The organism is Pseudomonas sp. Van50 (assembly GCF_055390755.1).
In genome coordinates this window covers 4,194,142-4,218,547 of sequence record NZ_AP024343.1, presented here as the reverse complement: position 1 = coordinate 4,218,547, position 24,406 = coordinate 4,194,142, and the positions used below count along the sequence as shown (strand labels likewise).

Here is a 24,406-nt window from a genome sequence, read left to right as displayed (position 1 = left end):
TGCTTTTGCGTGTGCTTTCCCCTATGCCCAACCAGCTCATCAAGACCCCCTGCGTCGGCCTTTGCTCCACTGTCTACGGTGACCTGGTGTGCCGTGGCTGCAAGCGGTTCCACCATGAAGTGATTCACTGGAACGGCTACAACGAGGACGAAAAACGCGCGGTGTGGATGCGGCTCGAACAACTGTTGGTGCAGGTGATGGTGGCCAAGTTGGAGGTTTTCGACCCCGGGTTGCTGCGCCAGCAACTGGAATCGCGCAAGATCCGTTTTGTGCCGCACCAGTCGGAATATTGCTGGGCCTACCAGTTGATCGCCCGGGGCGCGCGGGTGATCAACAACCTGGAAGCCTATGGCATGGTACTGATGCCGGAGTTTCGCGATTGGGACCTGCCGGACCTGCGCGATGCCATTGATCGGGAGTTTTTCCTTCTGTCCGAAGCCCATTACCAGCGGTACATCGCGCCCGGGTTCCTGAAGGATGCGATCGGCGGCTGACCCGGCCAGTGCAAAGGAGCTTTTGTGCCAGGGAGCTTTATTCCTTGGCCGCCAGCTCTACCAGATGGTCCTCGACCTCCTGCGGCTTGAGCACCAGTATGTCGCTTTCCAGCGTATCGAGCACCGCCTCGGCGGTATTGCCGATCAACACCCCGGACAACCCTGAACGGGCCACGGTGCCGATCACCGTCACCGCCGCCTGCAGCTTGCGCGCCATGAACGGGATCAGTACGTCCGCCGGGCCTTCTTCGATGTGCAGATGCTGGTCGTCGATGTCGAACTCGGCCTGGAACGCCCGGCATTGTTCGCGATATCGGGCCTCGATGGTTTCCTTGAGCTGGAAGGTCGGGTCGGCGGACGAGAGCATTGGCGTGGGATGGGCGCTGATGACATGCAGGTGCGCCTTGGCAAGGAGGGCGATGTCGTAGCCATGGTCGATGATGGTGGAGTGCAGGTGACGGTGTTCGTCGTCGGTATTGCCAACGTCGATGGCGGCCAGGATCACCTTGTCTTTCCAGGAGCCGGCGGTTTTCACCAGCAGCACCGGGGTGGGGCAATGGCGTAGCAGTTTCCAGTCCGCCGGGGTCAGCAGGGCTTTTTTCAATGGGCTGTCGGGGAAGTGCTGTTTGATCACCAGCCCGCAACCTTCAGCTTGCTGCACGTCGATGATGGTTTCGTAGAGGCTTTCGTTCCAGGCCTGTTCGGTGGTCACGCTGTAGCCGTCCGCCAACAGCGCGGCCTTCAGCACGCCGAGCATGCCGGCGTGATCGTGCTTTTTGTCGCACACCAACAGGTGCAGGTGTGCCTGGGTCACACCGGCAATCAGTTTGGCGCGCTTGAGCGCCAGGCTTTCCGAATGTTCGGGCTCAATGACCACCAGGATGCTGCGAATGGCTTGCATGATCGGCGTTCTCCTGCAAATGAAAAGGCTGGCATTGCTCAACTATAGTTGTTGTGGGGCAGTCTAGTTGCTATGGGCGAGTCGCTGACTTGATGCATATCAATGGCGGTGGCTGGTGGTCTGGAGACAGGCCGGTATAATCGGCGCCCTTCGCTCGACTACCTTTGCCCGTGAGCCCCATGAATCTTCCCGAAATCCACGAATTCCTTGGTTGTCGCACCCCCGATGCCTGGGTCCAGGCCGCGCTGGCCGACCAGGAAACGTTGCTGATCGACCACAAGAACTGCGAATTCAAGGCGGCCAGCACCGCCCTGAGCCTGATCGCCAAATACCATTCCCACGTCGACCTGATCAACCTGATGTCGCGCCTGGCCCGGGAAGAGCTGGTGCATCACGAGCAGGTCATGCGCCTGATGAAAAAACGCAAGATCGGCTTGCGCCAGCTCTCCGCCGGGCGTTATGCCTCGGGGCTGCGCAAGGTGGTGCGCAGCCACGAACCGGTCAAGCTGGTGGACACCCTGGTGGTCGGTGCCTTCATCGAAGCCCGCAGCTGCGAGCGCTTCGAAGCTTTGGTGCCGCACTTGGACGAGGAACTGGGCAAGTTCTATTTCGGCTTGCTGAAAAGCGAAGCCCGGCATTTCCAGGGTTACCTGAAACTGGCCTACCAGTACGGCGACGCCAAGGACATTGCCCAGGTGATCGACAAGGTCCGTGAGGCCGAGCGCGAGTTGATTGAATCGCCGGATGTGGAGTTTCGGTTCCACAGTGGTGCACCGGCTCGATAGTGCAGAGGTGCCGGTACTGACGCTATCGCGAGCAAGCTCGCTCCCACATTGGACTTGGGAAGTTCACCCCCTGTGGGAGCGAGCTTGCTCGCGATGGGGCCCTATGCAGCACTGCATCTCTAAGTAACCAGCCCCAGGCGTTCATGCCACTGGGCAATGGATTCCTCGGGATAGACATCGAACCGCTGATCGCCCTTATGCGCCTCGATCTCCACCCACGGCGCCTTGGAACCGAGCATCAAGTGGGTGTGCTCCGGCGGTACCGGCAGCGGTGTGTCGATGGCTGAGGCAAACGGGTGCACCAGGTCCGGCCATTCGGGGCTGAACAACCACAACCCCGAACCGCACAGGGAGCAGAAATGCCGTTCGGCACTGCTGCGGTGGGCGCGTTTATCGCCTTCGTCCTTGAGCCGTGCATGGTAGATCGAGATGTGCTTGCGACCGTGCACCTTCAGGCTTTGGGCATCGCCCCCCAGGTTGATCGCATAACCGCCGCCGCCCTGGGTCTTGCGACAGATCGAGCAGTAGCAGCGTTGGTAAGGGTAGGGGTGGGCACAGGCCAGGCTGAACGACACGGCGCCGCAGTGGCAGGATCCTTCGAGCTGCATGGGAACCTCCGATTGGGGACTGTAATGACTCTGGACAGCTCGGGCGGCCTGTTGTTCTGGACTGTTGAACTCGTGACTGACATGCGGACGCCATCGCGAGCAAGCTCGCTCCCACAGGGGATTTGTGAACTTTCCAAGTCCAATGTGGGAGCGAGCTTGCTCGCGATGAACGATGACACGGTCTAACGACCGGGCACCCGCCACAAGTACCACGCCGCCACCGTCCGATAAGGGCTCCAGGCCAGGCCGATCTCGACCATCTGCTTGCGGCTGGGTTGGTGCTCCAGCCCCTTCATCCGCCGATAACCTTCCCGCACCCCAAAGTCGTCGGCCGGCAGGATGTCCGGCCGCTCCAGGCTGTAGATCAGCAGCATTTCCACCGTCCAGCGCCCGACGCCACGCAGGCTGATCAGGCGCTCGATCAACGCTTCGTCCTCCATTGCCCGCGCCGTGGCGTAATCCGGCACCACCCCGTCCAGGGCCGCTTGGGCGATGCCCTGGATGGTCGCGATCTTGCTGGCGGAAAATCCACAACCGCGCAATTGAGCAACGTCGGTCGCCAGGATCTGTACGGGTGTGGGGAATGTCTGCGCCGGGAACAACGCCAGCAATCGGCCCAGAATCGCATCGCCGGCCTTGGCGTGCAGTTGCTGGTAGGCAATCGCCCGGACCAGGGCTTCATAGGGATCGCGGGCCGGCTTGGGTTGCAGCAGGCAAGGGCCGATCGTCGCGACATGCCGTCGCCAGTCTTCGTCGAGGTTGGCCAGGAAGGCACTGGCATCGTGGTAGGGCACAGGCATCAGGTGTTCGTTCTCCGGGACGCTCAAAACGCCAGGGGCAGTGAAACCTGCACCGCGGCTTTTTCCAGCCGCAACAGAAGCGCCTTGCGTGGCTGGCCGCCACCATAACCGGTCAACGAGCCATCCGCACCGATCACCCGGTGGCAGGGAATGACGATGGCCAGGCGATTCTGCCCGTTGGCCAGGCCCACGGCGCGGCTGGCACCAGGGCTGCCCAGGGCCGTGGCGATGCCGCCGTAGCTGCGGGTTTCGCCGTAGGGGATTTTTTGCAACTCGGCCCAGACCCGCGCGGCGAAGGCGCTGCCGGGCATGTGTAGCGGGACATTGAACGTCGTGAGCTTGCCAGCGAAATAGTCGACCAGTTCGGTTTCGATCTGTTGCAGGTGAGCGTTGTGCCCCGGCGCGACCGTGTAGCCGTAACGTCGCTGCAGCTCTTCCAGCTCCTTGGTCAGGGCCGGGCGGTCGAGGAATTCCAGCAGCACCAGGCCCCGCCGTTCGGCCATGGCCAGCATCGGCCCCAGTGGCGTGGTCAGGCGGGTGAACAACAGGGGTTCACTGAGGGCGGCGCGGCCCGGTGTGATGTGGAAGGATTTGACGAAAGCGTCCCGAAAACCGCTCAACGACTCATAACCGGAATCGAACGCCGCATTGTCGATGGAAGTGCCGTCCTTGATGCCGCCCAGGGCGATGCCCAAGCGGCGGGTGCGCAGGTAGGCGTGAAAGGTCATGCCGAAATGTTGCTTGAACCAGCGCCGCAGTTTCAGCGGTTCGATACCTTGTTCCAGCAGCAGGGCGTCGGTCCAGCGCAGGTCGGGTTCGGCGTCCACCGCTTTGAGCAGGGCCTGGATCCAGTCCGGCGCGATGGCGGCGGCGTCCAGCGGCTTGCAGCGCAGGCAGGCGCGGTAGCCGGCCGACATGGCTTCGTCGGCATGGGCGAAGAACTCCACGTTCTCCGGCTTCGGCTTGCGCGCGGTGCAACTGGGACGACAGAAGATGCCGGTGGTCTTGACCGCAGTGAAGAACACCCCCTCGTAGGCGGTGTCTCGTTCGAGCATGGCGCGGACCATCTCGGCGTGGGGCGGGAGCAGCGAGTCTTGTAGGTTCATGGGGCAGAGCATAGAACCGTGCCCGAGACGACTCCACCGGAAAATCGACAGTGAATTTTGCGAGCAGTTGGTCGGATGCTCACGAACAAAATTTGAACCTCTGAGTCTTAAAGGTTCAACCGTTGTTTTTGTCTTTCGGAGACATCATGTCCAAACATAAGAAATCCCTGATTGCCATTGCTGTCTGCGCCCTGGCGTTTGGTGCTTCGGCCTTGCTGCCTGCCGACCTGTCGCCTATCGGTTCCAGCTATGCCGCAGGCGGTGGCAACGGCGGTGGCGGCGGTAATGGGGGAGGAAATGGCGGAGGAAACGGCGGCGGTAATGGTGGTGGCCACGGGGGTGGTGTCGGCGGTGGCCAGGGCAGTGGTAAGTCCAGCGATTCCAGCGGCCTTGGCAAGGGACTGGCCAGCGACCATGCTGGCACCCGCACCCGCGATCATGGCTTGAGTGGCAAGCACACCGGCACCACTCGCACCGATCGCACCAGCAAGGCTTCGCTGACGTCGACCATCGCCAAGGACCGTGATACGCGCGGCCTGACCAAGGCGTCGGCGATTTCCACCGCGACGCCGGGTACCCATAACACCAAGGGATTGACCAACGCGACCAGTTCTTCGATCAAGAACGACCGCTGATTCGGCAAAAAAGCCGCGATGCCTGATCCAGGCGTCGCGGCTTTTTTGTGGACGCAGGTTTTGCTTCGATGGATGAGCTCAGCGTGGATCCCCTCATGAGGCAGTTTTCTTCAATACCGGTGGAAACAGACGATTTACCTTGGTCGCCACCTCACAGATATGAAGAAGGTTTGCGATGAGTCTGATTCTTTCCATGGCGGCGTTTGCCTTGGTCGCCTCCATTACGCCGGGGCCGGTCAACATTGTGGCCCTCAGTTCCGGGGCTCGGTACGGGTTTCGAGCGACCTTGCGCCACGTGGCCGGCGCGACCCTGGGTTTTGTCTTGTTATTGGTGTTGATGGGGCTCGGGTTGCATGAAGTGCTACAACGCTGGCCTGGGCTCACATGGGTGGTGCAACTGGGCGGCGTGGCGTTCCTGTTGTTCATGGCCTGGAAACTGGCGACGGACGACGGGCACCTGGGCGCCAAGGACGAGGACCGGGCCCCGTCGATGTTCTACGGCGCGCTGATGCAATGGCTCAATCCCAAGGCCTGGCTGGCCTGTGTGGCGGGGATGGGGGCGTTCGTCGCCGACGGTGAGGCGCGGCTGGTGTGGCAGTTTGCGGCGGTTTATCTGGTGATCTGCTACGTCTCGGTGGGCTGCTGGGCCTACGCTGGCAGTTTTCTGCGTACTTGGCTGGGGAATTCGGCGACCATGCGCCTGTTCAACCGGGCGATGGCGGTGTTGTTGGTGGCAAGCGCGGTGTATTTGGTGTTGCCTTGAGTCGAGCGGGAGCAAGCTCCCTCGCCACAGAATGTATTTAAGTCAGAGCGGCGCATCAACCGCGATACTGGCCCGGAGTAGCCGCCAAGTGTTGCTTGAAAGCGCGCTGGAAATGCGCCTGGTCGGCGAACCCGCTGTCCAGCGCCACGTCGGCGATCAGCTTGCCTTCGCGTAACTGGCGGCGGGCGAACTGGATCCGGCGGTTGACCAGGAAAGCATGGGGCGTCATCCCATAGTGGCGCTTGAAGGCACGGCTCAGGTAGGACGGCGACAGTTGTGCGGCGGCGCAGATGTCTTCGAGCCTTAAGGCTTCGGTGCAATGATCATGAATAAACTGCGCTGCCCGCATCAATCCCGGGTGGCTGCCCCGGTCCGGCCGGCCGGCAGGGTTGAGCCGTTGTTGCAGGTCAGTGAAAAACGCCTCGGCGGCGCTGCGCTTGCGGTCGGTGCCGAGTCGCTCATCCACCAGTTGCTCATATAACCCTTGCAGCGCGGCAAACAGCTCGACATCACGGCTGTGGGTCGTGGAAAAGCTCTGGAAGTCCAGGGTTTCATCGAAACCGATACGACGTTGCAAATCCCTGAGCCACTGGGTATCGACGTACAGCATGACATACGACCACGGCTCATCGTCGATCGGGTTGCACGCATGGACATCGCCGGGGTTCATCAGCACCACCGTGCCGCTCTGCACCTGGAAATTCGACCGCTCATGAATATAGGTGCTGCGCCCGGCGGTGATCGCTCCGATGGAAAAATGGTCATGGGAGTGGCGCGAATAGCAGACCTTGCGCCCGTCGGCGATGGCCCGGGCTTCGATGAAGGGCAGGGCCGCGTCGCGCCAGAAGCGTGGGGCGGCGTCATGGGGGGCGTGCTTCATCGGTCAGCGTCCTCGTCTTGAACCTGTGAAGCAGTGTATTAGCCCTGGCCGGTAAATGCCTGATTGATTTGGCCGTTCGGTTTGAATGGTAGTGGTCCTGAACTAGACTCCATGAAGTCTCGCCCATGGAGTTCCCGATGCTTGCGCCAGGTAAACCGGACAACGAGGCCGTTCGCCTCAAGAATCTGCATTCGCTCAAGCTACTCGATACTGCACCCGAAGAGCGGTTTGACCGCCTGACTCGCCTTGCCCGGCGTCTGTTTGACGTGCCCATCGCCCTGGTGTCCCTGGTGGACGCCAACCGGCAGTGGTTCAAGTCCAGTGCCGGCCTGGATGCAAGCGAAACCCCGCGGGAAGTTTCCTTTTGTGGGCATGCGATTTTGCAGGATCAGATCCTGGAAATCTGCGACGCGGAGCAGGACGAGCGGTTTCACGACAATCCATTGGTCACGGACACGCCTGGCATTCGCTTCTACGCCGGGCATCCGCTGGGGTTGGAGGATGGCAGCAAGCTTGGCACGTTGTGCCTGCTCGACACCAAGCCGCGCCAGCTCAATGACGAAGAGCGCGAACTGCTGCGCGACTTGGCGCGCATGGCCGAGCAGGAAATGGTTGCGGTGCAGATGGCGAGCATGGACGAGTTGACGCTGTTATCCAATCGGCGCGGCTTCAAGACCTTGGCCCAGCATGCGTTGAATGTGTGTGATCGCTTGTCGCGACCGGCGACGCTGCTGTTCTTCGACCTCAACGACTTCAAGCCGATCAACGATCGCTATGGGCATGCCGAAGGTGACAGCGCGCTGAAAACCTTCGCTGATGTGCTGCGTATCGCCTTTCGCGAAAGTGATGTGATCGGTCGCCTGGGCGGTGATGAGTTCGTGGCGCTGCTCACCGGCTCTTCCTATGTCGAGACTTCGGCGATCATGGCGCGCCTCAAGGAAATCCTCGATGAGCGCAATGCGATGTTGCAGCGTGGCTATGACATTCGTTTCAGCGTGGGCCAGATCGAGTACGACCCTCGGCGGCATTCGTCGATCGACAACCTGTTGGCCGACGCGGATGCGGCCATGTATGCCCAGAAACAGGCGTTGCGCCGCTGACATTCAGCATTGATGCCAGCTGACCCACCGCCATCGCGAGCAAGCTCGCTCCCACAGAGGATGTGTGGTGGACGCGATTTCTATGAACACCTGGAACCAATGTGGGAGCGAGCTTGCTCGCGATGACGGCGGTATATCCAACATCAATGCAAACAGACCCACCGCCATCGCGAGCAAGCTCGCTCCCACGGGGAGGTGTGGTGGGCATAAAAAACGCCGCTTGGCCTTTCCAGGGCAAGCGGCGTTTTTGCTGTAGCGTGAAGATTACTCTTCGAGGTTACCCATGGCGGTGGTGTTGAAGCCGCCGTCCACGTACATGATTTCACCGCTGATGCCCGATGCCAGGTCCGAGCACAGGAAGGCGCCGGCGTTGCCGACTTCTTCGATGGTGACGTTGCGACGCAGCGGGGTTTGGGCTTCGTTGGCGGCCAGCATCTTGCGGAAGTTCTTGATGCCGGAAGCGGCGAGGGTGCGGATGGGGCCGGCCGATACGCAGTTGACGCGGGTACCGTCCGGGCCCAGGGAACCGGCCAGGTAACGTACGCCGGCTTCCAGGGAGGCCTTGGCCATGCCCATGACGTTGTAGTTCGGCATGGTGCGCTCGGCGCCCAGGTACGAAAGGGTCAGCAGGCTGCCGTTGCGGCCTTTCATCATTTCGCGACCGGCCTTGGCCAGGGCCACGAAGCTGTAGGCGCTGATGTCGTGGGCAATGCGGAAACCTTCGCGGGTGGTGGCTTCGGTGAAGTCGCCGTCCAACTGGTCGCCCGGGGCGAAGCCTACGGAGTGCACGATGCAGTCCAGGCCGTCCCACTTCTTGCTCAGCGCTTCGAAGACCTTGGCGATTTCTTCATCGCTGGCCACATCGCACGGGAAGCACAGTTCAGGGCTCGAGCCCCAGCCTTGTGCGAACTCTTCGACACGACCCTTGAGTTTGTCGTTCTGATAAGTGAAGGCAAGCTCAGCGCCCTCGCGATGCATGGCGGCGGCGATGCCGGATGCGATGGACAGCTTGCTGGCGACACCGACGATCAGTACGCGCTTACCGGCGAGAAAACCCATGTGTTGCTCCTCTTTTCAGGTTATTCGGCAGTTGTTGGGGCCAGGAAGGCGGCCTCCAGCAACTGCTGTGTATAGGGGTGCTGCGGCGCGGCGAATATGCTGCGGGCATCACCTTGTTCGACCACTTGGCCATGCTTGACCACCATCAATTGGTGGCTCAGCGCTTTGACGACAGCCAGGTCATGGCTGATAAACAGGTACGTCAGGTTGTACTTGGTTTGCAACGACCGCAACAGCTCCACCACTTGGCGTTGCACGGTACGGTCCAGGGCCGACGTTGGTTCATCCAGCAGAATCAACGCCGGCTTGAGCACCAGGGCCCGGGCAATGGCGATACGCTGCCGTTGCCCTCCGGAAAATTCATGGGGGTAGCGGTTCCGGGTTTCCGGGTCCAGGCCTACCTCCTTCAATGCCGCGATTATCGCTTGTTCCTGTTCGGCCGCGGTGCCGATCTTGTGGATTCGCAGGCCTTCGCCGACGATCTGGCTGACACACATCCGTGGGCTCAGGCTGCCGAACGGGTCCTGAAACACCACTTGCATCTCCCGGCGCAGTGGCCGGACCTGTTGCTGCGTCAGGCTGTCCAGCGGCTTGCCTTCGAAGCGGATCCCGCCCTGGCTACCGATCAACCGCAGGATTGCCAGCCCCAGGGTGGATTTGCCGGAACCGCTTTCGCCGACGATACCCAGGGTCTGGCCCTGGGGCAGGCTGAAGCGGATGCCGTCCACGGCCTTGATGTAGTCCACCGTGCGTTTGAACAGGCCTTTCTTGATCGGGAACCAGACTTTCAGGTCCTCGACCTGCAACAGCGGCGGGCCGACGACGTTGTTCGCCGGGGTGCCGCTGGGCTCGGCGCCCAGCAGTTCCCGAGTGTACGGATGCTGCGGCGCGCGGAACAACTCTTCGCACGATGCCTGTTCGACGATGCAACCGCGCTGCATGACACATACGCGATGCGCAATTCTTCGCACCAGGTTCAAATCGTGGCTGATCAGCAGCAACGACATACCCAATCGTGCCTGCAACTCCTTGAGCAATTGCAGGATTTTCAGCTGGACAGTGACGTCCAGGGCGGTGGTCGGTTCGTCGGCGATCAGCAGCTCCGGCTCGTTGGCCAGGGCCATGGCGATCATCACTCGCTGGCGCTGGCCGCCGGACAACTCGTGGGGCAGGGCCTTGAGGCGCTTGTGGGGCTCGGGAATGCCGACCAGTTCCAGCAATTCCAGGGTCCGGCGGGTCGCGACCTTGCCGCTCAGGCCCTTGTGGATGCCCAGCACTTCATTGATCTGTTTTTCAATGCAGTGCAGCGGGTTGAGGGAGGTCATCGGCTCCTGGAAAATCATCGCGATCCGGTTGCCGCGGATATGGCGGATGGTCTTTTCCTTCAATCCCAGCAAATCCTGGCCGGCGTACTGGATGGTCCCGGTGGGGTGATGGGCCAGCGGGTAGGGCAGCAAGCGCAGGATCGAGTGAGCGGTGACCGACTTGCCCGAGCCACTTTCACCCACCAGGGCCAGGGTTTCGCCGCGCTTGATGTCGAAGCTGACGCCCTCGACCACGCGCTGGCGGCGTTCGCCGACAATGAACTCCACCGCCAGGTCGCGCACTTCGATCAGATTGTCCTGGTTCATATCACTTCCTCGGATCGAAGGCATCGCGAGCGGACTCGCCGATGAACACCAACAGGCTCAGCATCACGGCCAGCACGGCGAACGCACTGATGCCCAGCCACGGCGCCTGGAGGTTGGATTTGCCCTGGGCCACCAGTTCGCCCAGTGACGGTGCGCCTGGTGGCAGGCCAAAGCCGAGGAAATCCAGGGCGGTGAGGGTGCCGATGGCGCCGGTGAGGATGAACGGCATGAAGGTCATGGTCGAGACCATGGCGTTGGGCAGGATGTGCCGGAACATGATCGCGCCGTTCTGCATGCCCAGCGCCCGCGCGGCGCGCACGTATTCCAGGTTGCGCCCGCGCAGGAACTCGGCGCGGACCACGTCCACCAGGCTCATCCAGGAAAACAGCAGCATGATGCCCAGCAGCCACCAGAAGTTCGGCTGCACGAAACTGGCGAGGATGATCAGCAGGTACAGCACCGGCAGCCCGGACCAGATTTCCAGGAAGCGTTGGCCGGCCAGGTCCACCCAGCCGCCATAGAAACCCTGCAGGGCGCCGGCGATCACGCCGATGATCGAGCTGAGCAGCGTCAGCGTCAGGGCGAACAGTACCGAGATACGGAAACCGTAGATCACCCGGGCCAAAACATCGCGGCCCTGGTCATCGGTGCCCAGCCAATTGACGGAGGAGGGCGGTGCCGGGGCCGGAACCTTGAGGTCGTAGTTGATGCTCTGGTAGCTGAACGGAATCGGTGCCCACAGCACCCAGGCGTCCTTGGCCGCCAGCAGTTCACGGATGTACGGGCTCTTGTAGTTGGCTTCCAGGGGAAACTCGCCGCCAAACGTGGTTTCCGGGTAGCGCTTGAGGGCCGGGAAGTACCAGCCGTCGTCGTAATGCACCACCAGCGGCTTGTCGTTGGCGATCAACTCGGCGCCCAGGCTCAGCCCGAACAGGATCAGGAACAGCCACAGCGACCACCAGCCACGCTTGTTGGCCTTGAACAGTTCGAAACGACGGCGATTGAGAGGGGACAGGTTCATCTCAATGCTCCCGGCTTTCGAAGTCGATGCGCGGATCGACAAAGGTGTAGGTCAGGTCGCCGATCAGTTTCACCACCAGCCCCAGCAAGGTGAAGATGAACAGGGTGCCAAACACCACCGGGTAATCGCGGTTGATGGCCGCTTCGAAACTCATCAGGCCCAGGCCGTCGAGGGAAAAGATCACTTCCACCAGCAAGGAACCGGTGAAGAAGATCCCGATGAACGCCGAAGGGAAGCCGGCGATCACCAGCAGCATGGCGTTGCGGAAGACGTGGCCGTAGAGGACCCGATGGCGGGTCAGGCCCTTGGCCTTGGCGGTGACCACGTATTGCTTGTTGATTTCGTCGAGGAAGCTGTTCTTGGTCAGCAGGGTCATGGTGGCGAAGTTGCCAATCACCAGGGCGGTTACGGGCAAGGCCAGGTGCCAGAAGTAATCGAGGATCTTGCCGCCCATGCTCAATTCGTCGAAGTTGTTGGAGGTCAGCCCGCGCAACGGGAACCAGTCGAAATAACTGCCGCCGGCAAACACCACGATCAGCAGGATGGCGAACAGGAACGACGGGATCGCGTAGCCGACGATGATTGCCGAACTGGTCCACACATCGAAATGGCTGCCATGCCGCGTGGCCTTGGCGATCCCCAGCGGGATCGACACCAGGTACATGATCAGGGTGCTCCACAGCCCGAGGGAGATGGACACCGGCATCTTTTCCTTGATCAGGTCGATGACCTTGGCATCGCGGAAGAAACTGTCGCCGAAGTCCAGGTGGGCATAGTTCTTGATCATGATCCACAGGCGTTCGGGGGCCGACTTGTCGAAGCCGTACATGCGTTCGATTTCCTTGACCAGCGTCGGGTCCAGACCCTGGGCCCCGCGGTAGGAAGAACCGGCCACCGACACCTCGGCACCGCCGCCGGCAATGCGGCTGGTGGCGCCCTCGAAACCCTCGAGCTTGGCGATCATCTGTTCCACCGGCCCGCCGGGCGCGGCCTGGATGATGACGAAGTTGATCAGCAGAATGCCGAACAGGGTCGGGATGATCAGCAGCAGTCGCCGAAAAATGTAAGCCAGCATCTTGTTACTCCACGCTCGCAGGGGCGGCGATTTGCTGCTCGATGACCTGCTTTTCTACTTCATCGGCCGGCTTGACCTCCGGCTTGACCCACCAGGTGGTGGTGCCGATGTCATAGGTCGGCGTGATTTTCGGATGACCGATGTGGTTCCAGTAGGCCACGCGCCAGGTCTTGATGTGCCAGTTGGGAATCACGTAGTAGCCCCATTGCAAGACCCGGTCCAATGCCCGGGCGTGAGCCACCAGGCTCTTGCGCGAGTCGGCATTGATCAGTTGCTCCACCAGTTGGTCCACGGCCGGGTCCTTCAGGCCCATGGTGTTGCGGCTGCCGGGCTTGTCGGCGGCGGCGGACATCCAGAACTCACGCTGTTCGTTACCCGGTGAGCTGGATTGCGGGAAGCTGCCCACCACCAGGTCGAAGTCCCGGGAGCGCACGCGGTTGATGTATTGGGAGACGTCCACCCGGCGGATCACCAGGTCGATGCCCAGGTCACTCAGGTTGCGCTTGAAGGGCAGCAATATACGCTCGAACTCGGTCTGGGCCAGCAGGAACTCCAGCACCACCGGTTTGCCTTGGGCGTCGACCATCTTGTCGTCGACGATGCGCCAGCCGGCCTCTTGCAGCAATTGGTAGGCCTTGCGCTGCTGGTCGCGGATCATGCCGCTGCCGTCGCACATCGAAGGCTGGAAGGCTTCGCTGAAGACCTGCTCGGGGATTTTGCCGCGCAGGGGCTCGAGAATCTTCAGTTCGTCTTCGCCGGGCAGGCCGGTGGCGGCCATTTCCGAATTCTCGAAATAGCTGCGGGTGCGGGCGTAGGCGCCGTTGAACAGTTGCTTGTTGGTCCACTCGAAATCCAGCAACAGGCTCAAGGCCTTGCGCACCCGCACATCCTGGAAGACCGGCCGGCGCAGGTTGTAGACAAAGCCCTGCATGCCGGTGGGGTTGCCGTTGGGGATCTGTTCCTTGATCAGCCGGCCTTCGGTCACGGCCGGGATGTTGTAGGCGTTGGCCCAGTTCTTGGCGGTCATTTCCAGCCAGTAATCGAACTGCCCGGCTTTCAACGCCTCGACCGCGACGGTGTTGTCGCGGTAGTAGTCGGTGACCAGCACGTCGAAGTTGTAGAACCCGCGATTGACCGGCAGGTCCTTGCCCCAGTAGTCCTTCACCCGCTCATAGCGGATCGAGCGGCCGGCCTTCACTTCGGCGACCTTGTAGGGGCCGCTGCCCAGGGGAATCTCCAGGTTGCCCTTGTTGAAGTCACGCTCGGCCCACCAGTGCTTCGGCAGTACTGGCAATTGGCCGAGGATCAGCGGCAGCTCGCGATTTTGGGTGTGCTTGAACTTGAACAGGACTTTGAGCGGGTCTTCGGCGATGACTTCGGCGACGTCGTTGTAGTAGCCGCGGAACATTGGTGCGCCGTCCTTGGTCAGGGTCTGGAAGCTGAAGACCACGTCTTCCGCCCGTACCGGATGACCATCGTTGAAACGGGCTTCGGGGCGCAGGTAGAAGCGCACCCAGCCATTGTCCGGGGCTTTCTCGATTTTTTCGGCGATCAGGCCATATTCGGTGAAGGGTTCGTCCAGGCCCTGCTTGGCCAAGGTGTCGTAGATCAGGCCGATGTCATCGGCTGGCACGCCTTTGCTGATGAACGGGTTGAGGCTGTCGAACCCCCCAAAGCCGCCCTGGCGGAAGATGCCGCCCTTGGGCGCGTCCGGGTTGACGTAGTCGAAGTGCTGGAAGTTGGCGGGGTATTTCGGCGGCTCGTTGTACAAGGTCACGGCATGCTGCGGCGCGGCGCAGGCCAGCCCGGCGAACAACAGGCTGCTGGCCTGCAGGAGCAGGGCACGTAAAGGCTTCATTGATCTTTCTCCGAAGATTTCAGCCACCAGGCGCTCAGGCCCAGGGTATAGGGCGGCGTGGTGACGAAGGCGAACCGGTTGCGGTACGCCAGGCGATGATAATTGAGATACCAGTTGGGAATGCAGTAATGCTGCCACAGCAGTACACGATCCAGGGCCTTGCCGGCGGCGACCTGTTCGTCGCGGGTCTGGGCGGCGAGCAGTTTCTCCAGCAGGTGGTCGACCACCGGGTTGGCGATCCCTGCGTAGTTCTTGCTGCCCTTGACCCCGACCTGGCTGGAGTGAAAGTACTGCCATTGCTCGAGGCCCGGGCTGAGGGTCTGGTTCAGTGTCAGCAGGATCATGTCGAAGTCGAACTGGTCCAGGCGCTGTTTGTATTGGGCGCGGTCCACCGTGCGCAGCCGGGCTTGAACACCGATGCTGGCAAGGTTTTCGACGTAGGGTTGCAGGATACGCTCCAGGTTCGGGTTCACCAGCAGGATTTCGAAGCTCAGGGGCTGGTGGTCGGCGTTCAGCAGGCGTTGGCCGTTGAGATTCCAGCCGGCTTCCTTCAAGAGTCCCAATGCCTTGCGCAGGGTTTCCCGGGGAATGCCGCGCCCGTCGGTCTTGGGCAAGCTGAAGGGTTCGGTGAGCAGTTTGGGCGGCAATTGATCCCGGTATGGCTTGAGCAGCAGCCATTCATGCCCCACCGGCAGGCCAGTGGCGGAGAATTCGCTGTTGGGGTAATAGCTGAGGGTGCGCTTGTAGGCGCCGCTGAACAGGGTGCGGTTGGTCCACTCGAAGTCGAACATCAAGCCCAGGGCTTCGCGCACCTTGACCTCGGCGAACGTGCCGCGCCGGGTGTTCATGAACAGGCCCTGGGTCTGGGTCGGGATCTGGTGGGGTATCTGCGCCTTGATCACATCGCCCCGGTTGACCGCCGGGAATTGATAGCCGTTGGCCCAGTTCTTGGCCTGGTGTTCGATGTAGATGTCGAACTCACCGGCCTTGAAGGCTTCGAAGGCGACTTCGCTGTCACGGTAGAACTCCACGTCCATGCGGTCGTAGTTGTACTTGCCGCGATTGACCGGCAGGTCCTTGCCCCAGTAGTCCTTGACCCGTTCGAACACCAGTTGGCGGCCTGGCTGCACTTTGGTGATGCGATACGGCCCGCTGCCCAGGGGCGGTTCGAAGGTCGTCGCCTTGAAGTCGCGGCCTTTCCAGTAATGCTGGGGCAGCACCGGCAGCTCTCCCAGGCGCAGGATCAGCAAGGGATTGCCCGAACGCTTGAAGACGAAGCGGATTTTCAGCGGGTTGAGAATGTCGACCCGCAGCACCTCCTGCAGGTTGGTGCGGTATTGCGGGTGGCCATCCTTGAGCAGCGTCCTGTAGGAGAACGCCACGTCATAGGCGGTGATGGGCACGCCATCGTGGAAACGCGCTTCGGGGCGCAGGTTGAAGACTACCCAGCTGCGGTCTTCGCTGTATTCCACCGACTGGGCGATCAGGCCATAGCTCGACGTCGGTTCATCGCCGGACGGTGCGTACTGGCCAGTGCCGACCATCAGCGGTTCGTTCAGCTCATTGATGCCGTATTGCAGGAAATTGGGCGTGGAAACCGGGCTGCTACCCTTGAACGTGTAGGGATTGAGCGTATCGAAGGTGCCGAATGCCATGACCCGCAAGACTCCGCCCTTGGGCGCTTGCGGGTTGACCCAGTCGAAGTGGGTGAATCTGGCCGGGTACTTGAGCGTGCCGAACTGCGCATAGCCATGGCTTTCGCTGATGGTTGCGCTGGCGGGAGAGCTCAAGGCCAGGCTGATCAGGAGCAGGAGGAGGGGACGTATCAAGTCTGAGATCCGATCCAGGCGGCTTGGGCTTTATGGCCTGTACAGTAACAGCTTGTATCGGCAGGAAAAAGGCGCGGGCTCAAAGCTTCAGGGTTTGCTTGAACTGTGGCGAGGGAGCTTGCTCCCGCTGGGTTGCGAAGCGACCCCGAATCTGGCACCTCGGTGCGACAGGTGGATTGAGTCGCTGCTTTTGGGGCTGCTTCGCAGCCCAGCGGGAGCAAGCTCCCTCGCCACAGAGAGTCCCTCGGTCAGTGCGGGGAGTAGACCGTCAGCATCTGCCCAGGCTTGAGTGCCTTACCCATCCGCGGATTCCAGCGCTTGAGGTGCTGCATTTCCACGTTGAAGCGCTTGGCGACGACGTACAACGAATCGCCCTGCTTGACCTTGTATTGGGTCTGCTTCTTCTGGTCCTTGCTGTTGGCGGCTATCACGGTGCTGATGCGCTTGCCGGCGGCCTTGCTGGCCTTGGCGTCCTGCATCACCAGGGTCTGGCCGACCTTGAGCTTGTTGCCGCTGAGTTTGTTCCAGCGTTGCAGGTCCTTGGTCTGGACGTTGTTGGCCTTGGCGATCTGGGCCAGGTTGTCGCCGCGCTTGACGCGGTAGGTGCGCCTGGCACCTTCCACTTCGCTGTCGTCAGCTGATTCGAAAACCGGCTTGAGCGCGCGCTGGCTGATCAGTTCTTCCGGACGCATGGTCGACAGGCTGGCGGTCAGCAACTGGGCCTTGGACGTCGGCACCAGCAGGTGCTGGGGGCCGTCGATGGTGGTGCGCTGCTTGAAGGCCGGATTGAGCTGGAACAGCTCGTCTTCGTCGATATTAGCCACTGCCGCGACCTTGGACAGGTCCATGCGCTGGTTGATCTCGACGACCTGGAAATAGGGTTCGTTGGCGATCGGGTTGAGGTTCACGCCATAGGCGTCGGGTGCGAGCACCACCTGGGACAGCGCCAGCAACTTCGGCACATAGGCCTGGGTCTCGCTGGGCAGCGGCAGGTTCCAGTAGTCGGTGGGCAGGCCAAGCTTCTCATTGCGCTCGATGGCGCGGCTGACCGTGCCTTCACCGGCGTTGTAGGCCGCCAGCGCCAGCAACCAGTCGCCGTTGAACATGTCATGCAGGCGCGTCAGGTAGTCCATGGCGGCCGTGGTGGAGGCGGTGATGTCGCGTCGCCCGTCATAGAAGCGGGTCTGGCGCAGATTGAAGTAACGCCCCGTGGACGGGATGAATTGCCACAGCCCCACCGCGTTGGCCCGGGAATAGGCCATGGGGTTGTAGGCGCTCTCGATCACCGGCAGCAGCGCCAGTTCCAGCGGCATGTTGCGTTCTTCAAGGCGTTCGACGATGTAATGGATGTACAGGCTGCCGCGCTCACCGGCGTTTTCCAGGAAGGAAGGGTTGCTGGCGAACCACAGGCGCTGTTGCTCGATGCGCGGGTTGACGCCGGCCGTTTCCTGCAATTGGAAGCCCTGGCGCATGCGTTCCCAGATGTCCTGGGGCACTTGGGGGCTGGGTTTCTCGGTGAGCCATACCGGCTTCTGTTTGGCGCGAGCGGCGATATTCGGGGTGTGCGCCGCGTCGGTCTGCGGCAGCTGGCTCGTGCTCTGGCAGCCCGCCAGGGTGGCGGACACAGCCACCGCAATGGCTTGAGCCAAGCGGGTCAATGTGTCTGACTGGACGGACCTGCGTATGGATGACGACATTGGCTGGAAGTAAGTTCCGGGCAAAAATGTCGGCCGATTCTAGGAAGCGCACCCCAACAGGTCAACCTTTCAGAATTTTTGTATCAATCGATAGCTGCCTTAGAACGTATCTTTCCAAGCCCTCAAGGCCGCAAAAACCTCACTCGGCGTCTGGTTTCGCTGGCCGCTCCGTTCGTCTGCTTTTTGTTTAACGGATGTTTCAGCCGTGCGCAGGAACGGGTTGGTGAGTTTTTCCAGGGCCAGGGTCGAGGGCAGCGTCATGATGCCTTCGTTGCGTTGGCGGCTGACTTTTTCCAGGCGGGCGGCGATGTCCGGGTTGCCCGGCTCCACGGCGGCAGCGAACTTCAGGTTGCTGAGGGTGTATTCATGGGTGCAGTAGACCAGGGTATCTTCAGGCAACGCGGCGAGGCGACCCAGGGAGTGGTGCATCTGCGCGGGCGTGCCTTCGAAAAGCCGGCCGCAACCGGCGGCGAACAGGGTGTCGCCACAAAAGAGCAGGCCATGGTGGTAGTAGGCGATGTGCCCCAGTGTATGGCCAGGCACCGCGTAGACATCGAAGTCCCAGCCGAGCACGCTGACCTGGTCGTTGTCATGCAGGGCCTGGTCCCGTGCCGGGATGTTTTCGCTGGCCGGGCCGTAGACGGTGGCGTTCGTCGCATTCTTCAGCGCCTGGACGCCGCCGACATGATCATGGTGATGGTGGGTGATCAGGATGTCGCTCAGGACCCAGCCCGGATGGGCGTCGAGCCAGGCCTGTACTGGCGCGGCATCACCCGGGTCGACCACGGCGCAGCGCTGGGTGGAGTGATCCTGTAACAACCAGATGTAGTTATCGGTGAACGCGGGCAGGGCACTGATCTGTATCATCGCGGAATTCGCCAAGCGGAAAACAAAGGCGCATCTTAGAACTTCCTGACGCGTTGGAGAATGCAATGACCGATGAAGCGTTCGCTCAGGCTGATCCTGACTGGCTGGCGTTGATCAGCGCGGCCCGTGAATGGCTGTCCGGCCCTGTCGGGCAATTTTTGCTGGAAGAGGAACGGCGCATGCTCGAAGACGAGTTGGGCCGGTTCTTTGGCGGCTATCTGGTGCACTACGGGCCTTCGGCGCAAACCCCGCCGTCGGCACCGCAGGTCCAGCGCAACGTACGCCTGGGGGCGCCGTTGCCCGGGGTGGAGATCGTCTGCGAGGAGCAGGCCTGGCCGCTGAGCGAACATGCCGCCGACGTGGTGGTCATGCAGCACGGCCTGGATTTCTGCCTGTCGCCCCACGGTTTGCTGCGTGAAGCCGCCAGCAGCGTGCGCCCCGGCGGGCATCTGTTGATCATCGGTATCAACCCCTGGAGCACCTGGGGGTTGCGTCATGTGTTTGCCCACGACGCCTTGCGCCAGGCCCGCTGCATCTCGGCGTCGAGGGTCGGCGACTGGCTCAACCTGCTGGGCTTCGCGCTGGAGAAACGCCGCTTCGGGTGCTATCGTCCGCCGCTTGCATCACCCAAGTGGCAGGCTCGCCTGGCCGGCTGGGAGCGCAAGGCCGGCGATTGGCAGCTGTCCGGCGGTGGTTTCTACCTGCTGGTGGCGCGCAAGATCGCGGTCGGGCTGCGCCCGGTGCGTCAGGCGCGACGCGAGCCGATGGGCAAGCTGATTCCCTTGCCGATGGCCAAGGTCAATCGTCGTCACATCGAGCCATAACCCCTTTTGGCAGGCCTGGCCGGCCTTTCGACTACAGGCTCAACCGCCTGGTCGGCTGGCCTTTGCATTTTTTCTGGATAGATTGGCATGAGCGATAGCGTAGAACTCTTCACTGATGGCGCCTGCAAGGGCAACCCCGGCCCGGGCGGCTGGGGCGCGTTGCTGGTGTGCAAGGGCGTGGAGAAGGAACTCTGGGGCGGCGAAGCCAATACCACCAACAATCGCATGGAGCTGATGGGCGCCATCCGTGGCCTGGAAGAGCTCAAGCGGCCTTGCGATGTATTGCTGGTGACCGACTCGCAATACGTGATGAAAGGCATCAACGAGTGGATGGCCAACTGGAAGAAGCGCGGCTGGAAGACGGCGGCGAAGGAGCCGGTGAAAAACGCCGACCTCTGGAAACTGCTGGATGAGCAGGTCAACCGCCACAACGTCACCTGGAAATGGGTGCGTGGCCACATCGGCCACCACGGCAACGAGCGGGCCGACCAGTTGGCCAATCGTGGGGTGGATGAGGTGCGGGGCTACAAGCAGGCCTGATAGGGGTGTTGTCAGGATCTGGACAGGATGACACCTGTGGCGAGGGAGCGCCAAGCCATAAAAAGCCTGGCTGACAGGACATTGCGGATGCACTGGCGTGAGCGTGTTAAGATCCGCGCTTTTGCAAGACTGCCCGTTGAGAGCTGAACACTGATGGCCAACAGATCTGTAGTACTGGATACCGAAACCACCGGCATGCCGGTGACCGATGGTCACCGGATTATTGAAATCGGTTGTGTCGAGCTGATCGGCCGGCGCCTGACCGGTCGCCATTTCCACGTTTACCTGCAACCGGACCGTGAAAGTGACGAGGGCGCTATCGGCGTCCACGGCATCACCAACGAGTTCCTGGTGGGCAAGCCGCGTTTTGCCGAAGTGGCCGATGAGTTCTTCGAATTCATCCAGGGCGCGCAGTTGATCATCCACAACGCGGCGTTCGACGTCGGGTTCATCAACAACGAATTCGCCCTGATGGGGCAGCACGATCGGGCCGACATCACCCAGCATTGCACCATCCTCGACACCCTGATGATGGCCCGGGAACGGCATCCGGGGCAGCGCAACAGCCTCGACGCCTTGTGCAAGCGCTACGGTGTCGACAACTCCGGTCGTGAACTGCACGGCGCCTTGCTCGACTCCGAGATCCTGGCCGACGTCTACCTGACCATGACCGGCGGCCAGACCAGCCTGTCCCTGGCCGGCAACGCCTCGGACGGTAACGGCACCGGCGAAGGCTCCGGCAACCAGGCCACGGAAATTCGCCGTTTGCCCGCCGACCGCCAGCCATCGCGGATCATCCGCGCCAGCGAAAGCGACCTGGCCGAGCATGCCGCGCGTCTGGAAGCCATCGCCAAGTCCGCGGGTGCTCCGGCATTGTGGACGCAGTTGGCCGAGGCACAGGCCGCCACGCACTGATGAACCCTCTCCTGTGGGAGCGAGCTTGCTCGCGATGACGGCGGCACATCCAGCATTGATGCTGGTTGAACGACCGCCATCGCGAACAGGCTCGCTCCCGCAGGGTCATCCATTGTTCATTTCTCGCCACAATCGCCACGACCTTCTACCCTGAGGTAACGGGCAGGCTACGGTACGGATCCCGCTTGATGTGTGATGATTTGAAAGACAAGGGCAATGGATGGCACCACGCCGTTGGGTGCTTCAAGGAATGAGGACCTTCCCCAGTATGCAACCGGTCATGAATCCCAAGCACCCCGGGCTGTCGGTGCGCATCGTCGATGATGGCTTTGCCGCCTACATCTGGGGCAGCGATTTCAGCTTTGAAGTCAGCGACTACGCGACGGCGCAGATCGGCCGTCCCGTCAGCCAGTGGCCGGTGACGCCCATCGTGCCCTATCGCAAGTGCTATGGCATCGATCCCGAAGAGTTCAGCAGCTTCCGCGATGCCCCGGACAGCGAGATCTTCATGGCCTACCTCGATGACCAGCCCGTCGGGCACCTGGTGGTCAGCACCAACTGGAACGGCTATGCCCACATCGACGAGCTGGCGGTACACGCCCCGGCCCGTCGCCACGGGGTGGCCAAGGCGTTGCTCGATGTCGCCCAGTTCTGGAGCCGCAAGAAAAAACTGCCGGGCATCATGCTCGAGACCCAGAACAACAATCTGGGCGCCTGCCGGCTCTATGAGCGTTGCGGTTACGTGCTGGGTGGTATCGATCACCTGCGCTATCGCGGCATTGACCGGCATACCGCCGAAGTCGCGCTGTTCTGGTACCGGCTGTTCGACGATCCACTGGGCATGTCGATCAGTGGCTCAGCAACGCCTCGGCTTGTTCCGTAATTCGTTCCAGCAGCGATTGAAGGGCGGGTGAAGAGGGTGCGCCGTTGAGACTCAAGGCATAGAGGCCAATCGCGATGGCGGGCGATACCGGGCAGACATCGAGGCCGCCGTCCTTGGCGCCCGAGGCGGTGAACGGGTCGACGATAGCCAGGCCTTCGCCGGCCTCGACCATGGCGCGCATCATCTGATGGGTCTGGACGCGGAGCTGGATCATGGGTGCCGGTCGCAGCGCCGCCAGTTTATGCTCGAATGCAGGGCTCAGCGGGTCATGGCCATCCAGGCCCACCAACGGCTGGCCGGCCAGGTCCTGAAGCGAAATATATTTTTGACGGGGTTGCAGCCAGCCGTGAGGCGCGAGCAACTGCAGTTTGCCCTGGGCGATCATCTGGCAATGGATGTCGGGATGTTCAGGGTCGTGCAGGCTCAGGCCCAGGTCGCTTTCGCGCAACAGCAGGCTGTGGACGATGTCGCGGGTCGGTCGGCTGAGCAGGGTGCACGGCGCATCCGGATGGCGACGACGCAAGGCGGCGATGCTCTGGGGCAGCAACCGCTGGGCCAGCGGCGGTGTGCAGATAATGCGCAAGGGGGCTGCTTGATGGTGTTTCAGGCTGCTGGCCAGGCGCTGCACCGGTTCGAGGGTGTCATACACCCGCGTGATGCCGTCGCGCAATTCAAGGGTTTCCCGGGTGGCCTGCAAGCGACCGCGCACGCTGGCGAACAGCATGAAACCCAATTGGGCCTCGGCGTCGCGCAGTATCGCCTCGACCTCCGCCACCGGCAGTTGCAGCCATTCGGCCGCCGTGCCGAGGTGGCCGGTCTGCAGCAGCGCCTGGATCACTTCGATGTGGCGTAAACGCATGCAAGAAGTCCATGTTCGGCGGATGAGCCATTGAGTGGCTGAATCCTAACCCAAGTCCGGGTATGACTTCTGCTCATAACCAACGGTTATGAAGCTATTTGCGTTTCAGCGGGCGTTTGAGTGGGCAGTGGCGTTTCCGGTTCGCGCGTCAATTCGATTTGAGATTGCACGAGAATAAATTTTCCGTCGTCGAGTTTGTTGACTCGATCACCGATAGCCAATTTATAGGTAGTGACAGGCTCCTTGCCGTTTCCGTCGGGCGACGGGGTCGATTCCTGAAACTCATGCACTGAATAGACGCGACCTTCGGCGTCCCGCGCATGAAATTGTCCGACAAGTACTGCTGCCATTGCTTAGAACCTCTGGAAATAAATCACTCGATTTGCGGTTCTGTAGACCCTGGTCAAGCGCGGTAAGTTTTCCTACATGAAAAAAATAGTCCAGCCGGCCGGTTTTTGTCGCTCCACTGGTCCAATTGTCACCCCGATCATCTATAACTACAGGCTCCTTTGAGCCGACAGTCGAGAAGCCTCTCATGAGTAATGTCTACACAGTGGCCGTTTTGGTGGGCAGCCTGCGCAAGGCATCGATCAACCGCAAGGTCGCGCTGGCACTGGCTGACCTGGCGCCAGCCAACCTCAAGCTGAACATCATCGAGATTGGCGAGTTGCCGCTCTACAACGAAGACATCGATGTTTCCCCTCCGGCAGCCTACAGCACTTTCCGCCAGCAGGTAGGCGCGGCCGATGCCTTGTTGTTCGTCACGCCGGAGTACAACCGTTCGGTGCCGGCACCGTTGAAAAACGCCATCGATGTGGGGTCGCGTCCCTACGGCCAGAGTTGCCTGAGTGGCAAACCGGGTGCGGTGATCAGTGCTTCGCCGGGTGCCATTGGCGGTTTCGGCGCCAATCATCATTTGCGCCAGTCCCTGGTGTTCCTTGACGTGCCCTGCATGCAGCAGCCGGAAGGCTACCTGAGTAACGCCGGGACGGCGTTCGACGAGGCGGGCAACCTGTCGGAGTCCGTCAGGCCATTCTTGCAGAAATTCATCGATGCCTATGGCAAGTGGGTCGAGCAGCATAAGAAGGCCTGATACCCGGGATTTCAGAAACCCTGTGGCGAGGGAGCTTGCTCCCGCTGGACTGCGCAGCAGGCCCCTTTGGGCGGTCGCTGCGCAACCGAGCGGGAGCAAGCTCCCTCGTCACGGGTTTTATGTATCGCTTTAAATCCCCACCCTACTGTCAACTCTGACAGTAGACGCTCTCATTCCAGTGCG

The 24,406-nt window shown here is 61.5% G+C and carries 25 protein-coding genes; 10 read left to right on the top strand and 15 right to left on the bottom strand.

The annotated features are described in order from the left end of the window. Positions 1-23: 23 nt before the first annotated feature. Positions 24-494 carry a DUF1289 domain-containing protein gene (locus tag ACZ5M5_RS17820; protein ID WP_060741956.1) on the top strand — a complete coding sequence of 157 codons (471 nt, stop codon included), beginning with the start codon at positions 24-26 and terminating at the stop codon, positions 492-494. A 37-nt stretch (positions 495-531) separates the two neighbouring features. On the opposite strand, the gene ACZ5M5_RS17815 is transcribed toward ACZ5M5_RS17820, so the two are convergent. Beyond that, positions 532-1,395, bottom strand: coding sequence for a universal stress protein (locus tag ACZ5M5_RS17815; protein ID WP_464737712.1), 864 nt, complete (start codon positions 1,393-1,395; stop codon positions 532-534). Between the two features lie 179 nt (positions 1,396-1,574). Between ACZ5M5_RS17815 and ACZ5M5_RS17810 the strand changes: the two genes are divergently transcribed. Continuing rightward, positions 1,575-2,180, top strand: a complete 606-nt coding sequence (locus tag ACZ5M5_RS17810) for a MiaE family protein (protein ID WP_464737711.1) — start codon at positions 1,575-1,577, stop codon at positions 2,178-2,180. A gap of 119 nt (positions 2,181-2,299) precedes the next feature. Here the strand turns inward: ACZ5M5_RS17810 and ACZ5M5_RS17805 are convergent, their stop codons facing one another. The 3 genes from ACZ5M5_RS17805 to ACZ5M5_RS17795 form a co-directional block, all read right to left on the bottom strand. Then, on the bottom strand, positions 2,300-2,788 hold the full coding sequence (locus ACZ5M5_RS17805) for a GFA family protein (protein WP_060741959.1): 489 nt from the start codon (positions 2,786-2,788) through the stop codon (positions 2,300-2,302). 182 nt (positions 2,789-2,970) lie between these two features. Next, on the bottom strand, positions 2,971-3,588 hold the full coding sequence (locus ACZ5M5_RS17800; protein ID WP_060741960.1) for a DNA-3-methyladenine glycosylase family protein: 618 nt from the start codon (positions 3,586-3,588) through the stop codon (positions 2,971-2,973). 23 nt (positions 3,589-3,611) lie between these two features. Continuing rightward, positions 3,612-4,694: a bifunctional transcriptional activator/DNA repair enzyme AdaA gene (locus tag ACZ5M5_RS17795; RefSeq protein ID WP_464737710.1), complete on the bottom strand. Its 1,083-nt coding sequence runs from the start codon at positions 4,692-4,694 to the stop codon at positions 3,612-3,614. A 146-nt stretch (positions 4,695-4,840) separates the two neighbouring features. Between ACZ5M5_RS17795 and ACZ5M5_RS17790 the strand changes: the two genes are divergently transcribed. Further along, positions 4,841-5,329 carry a hypothetical protein gene (locus tag ACZ5M5_RS17790; RefSeq protein WP_060741962.1) on the top strand — a complete coding sequence of 163 codons (489 nt, stop codon included), beginning with the start codon at positions 4,841-4,843 and terminating at the stop codon, positions 5,327-5,329. Positions 5,330-5,504: 175 nt separating this feature from the next. Further along, the gene (locus ACZ5M5_RS17785; RefSeq protein ID WP_464737709.1) at positions 5,505-6,092 is read left to right on the top strand and encodes a LysE family translocator; all 588 of its coding nucleotides are present in this window, start codon (positions 5,505-5,507) and stop codon (positions 6,090-6,092) included. A gap of 55 nt (positions 6,093-6,147) precedes the next feature. On the opposite strand, the gene ACZ5M5_RS17780 is transcribed toward ACZ5M5_RS17785, so the two are convergent. Then, the gene (locus ACZ5M5_RS17780; protein ID WP_103308056.1) at positions 6,148-6,972 is read right to left on the bottom strand and encodes a helix-turn-helix transcriptional regulator; all 825 of its coding nucleotides are present in this window, start codon (positions 6,970-6,972) and stop codon (positions 6,148-6,150) included. Between the two features lie 137 nt (positions 6,973-7,109). Here ACZ5M5_RS17780 and ACZ5M5_RS17775 point away from each other — a divergent pair, with 137 nt between their 5' ends. Then, positions 7,110-8,072, top strand: a complete 963-nt coding sequence (locus tag ACZ5M5_RS17775) for a GGDEF domain-containing protein (protein WP_464737708.1) — start codon at positions 7,110-7,112, stop codon at positions 8,070-8,072. A 264-nt stretch (positions 8,073-8,336) separates the two neighbouring features. Here the strand turns inward: ACZ5M5_RS17775 and fabI are convergent, their stop codons facing one another. From fabI to gloB, 8 genes are all read right to left on the bottom strand, one after another. Then, positions 8,337-9,131, bottom strand: a complete 795-nt coding sequence (gene fabI, locus ACZ5M5_RS17770) for an enoyl-ACP reductase FabI (RefSeq protein WP_025213267.1) — start codon at positions 9,129-9,131, stop codon at positions 8,337-8,339. A 20-nt stretch (positions 9,132-9,151) separates the two neighbouring features. Next, a complete protein-coding gene (locus ACZ5M5_RS17765; RefSeq protein WP_060741966.1) occupies positions 9,152-10,762 on the bottom strand; it encodes an ABC transporter ATP-binding protein in 1,611 nt (536 codons plus the stop codon). A 1-nt stretch (position 10,763) separates the two neighbouring features. Next, on the bottom strand, positions 10,764-11,783 hold the full coding sequence (locus ACZ5M5_RS17760) for an ABC transporter permease (RefSeq protein ID WP_060741967.1): 1,020 nt from the start codon (positions 11,781-11,783) through the stop codon (positions 10,764-10,766). A gap of 1 nt (position 11,784) precedes the next feature. Further along, on the bottom strand, positions 11,785-12,858 hold the full coding sequence (locus tag ACZ5M5_RS17755; protein ID WP_060741968.1) for a microcin C ABC transporter permease YejB: 1,074 nt from the start codon (positions 12,856-12,858) through the stop codon (positions 11,785-11,787). Positions 12,859-12,862: 4 nt separating this feature from the next. Next, a complete protein-coding gene (locus tag ACZ5M5_RS17750) occupies positions 12,863-14,716 on the bottom strand; it encodes an extracellular solute-binding protein (protein WP_103308054.1) in 1,854 nt (617 codons plus the stop codon). Next, the gene (locus tag ACZ5M5_RS17745; protein ID WP_103308053.1) at positions 14,713-16,545 is read right to left on the bottom strand and encodes an extracellular solute-binding protein; all 1,833 of its coding nucleotides are present in this window, start codon (positions 16,543-16,545) and stop codon (positions 14,713-14,715) included. The genes ACZ5M5_RS17750 and ACZ5M5_RS17745 overlap by 4 nt, the downstream gene beginning before the upstream one ends. A gap of 248 nt (positions 16,546-16,793) precedes the next feature. Next, positions 16,794-18,242: a transglycosylase SLT domain-containing protein gene (locus tag ACZ5M5_RS17740; protein ID WP_464737707.1), complete on the bottom strand. Its 1,449-nt coding sequence runs from the start codon at positions 18,240-18,242 to the stop codon at positions 16,794-16,796. 99 nt (positions 18,243-18,341) lie between these two features. Next, a complete protein-coding gene (gene gloB, locus ACZ5M5_RS17735) occupies positions 18,342-19,109 on the bottom strand; it encodes a hydroxyacylglutathione hydrolase (protein ID WP_103308071.1) in 768 nt (255 codons plus the stop codon). Positions 19,110-19,174: 65 nt separating this feature from the next. Here gloB and ACZ5M5_RS17730 point away from each other — a divergent pair, with 65 nt between their 5' ends. The 4 genes from ACZ5M5_RS17730 to ACZ5M5_RS17715 all read left to right on the top strand — a co-directional run bounded on the left by ACZ5M5_RS17730 (position 19,175) and on the right by ACZ5M5_RS17715 (position 22,271). Further along, a complete protein-coding gene (locus tag ACZ5M5_RS17730; RefSeq protein ID WP_053119806.1) occupies positions 19,175-19,933 on the top strand; it encodes a class I SAM-dependent methyltransferase in 759 nt (252 codons plus the stop codon). Positions 19,934-20,020: 87 nt separating this feature from the next. Then, on the top strand, positions 20,021-20,473 hold the full coding sequence (gene rnhA / locus ACZ5M5_RS17725) for a ribonuclease HI (protein WP_030142629.1): 453 nt from the start codon (positions 20,021-20,023) through the stop codon (positions 20,471-20,473). Positions 20,474-20,626: 153 nt separating this feature from the next. Continuing rightward, positions 20,627-21,388, top strand: coding sequence for a DNA polymerase III subunit epsilon (gene dnaQ, locus ACZ5M5_RS17720; protein ID WP_060741972.1), 762 nt, complete (start codon positions 20,627-20,629; stop codon positions 21,386-21,388). Positions 21,389-21,656: 268 nt separating this feature from the next. Further along, positions 21,657-22,271, top strand: coding sequence for a GNAT family N-acetyltransferase (locus ACZ5M5_RS17715; protein ID WP_060741973.1), 615 nt, complete (start codon positions 21,657-21,659; stop codon positions 22,269-22,271). Here ACZ5M5_RS17715 and ACZ5M5_RS17710 read toward each other — a convergent pair. After that, positions 22,237-23,130: a LysR family transcriptional regulator gene (locus ACZ5M5_RS17710; protein WP_060741974.1), complete on the bottom strand. Its 894-nt coding sequence runs from the start codon at positions 23,128-23,130 to the stop codon at positions 22,237-22,239. The two genes, ACZ5M5_RS17715 and ACZ5M5_RS17710, sit on opposite strands and share 35 nt — an antisense overlap. Before the next feature lie 86 nt (positions 23,131-23,216). After that, positions 23,217-23,480 carry a hypothetical protein gene (locus tag ACZ5M5_RS17705; protein ID WP_081015420.1) on the bottom strand — a complete coding sequence of 88 codons (264 nt, stop codon included), beginning with the start codon at positions 23,478-23,480 and terminating at the stop codon, positions 23,217-23,219. Between the two features lie 185 nt (positions 23,481-23,665). Between ACZ5M5_RS17705 and ACZ5M5_RS17700 the strand changes: the two genes are divergently transcribed. Next, positions 23,666-24,223 carry an NADPH-dependent FMN reductase gene (locus tag ACZ5M5_RS17700; protein ID WP_092252343.1) on the top strand — a complete coding sequence of 186 codons (558 nt, stop codon included), beginning with the start codon at positions 23,666-23,668 and terminating at the stop codon, positions 24,221-24,223. Positions 24,224-24,406: the final 183 nt, after the last annotated feature.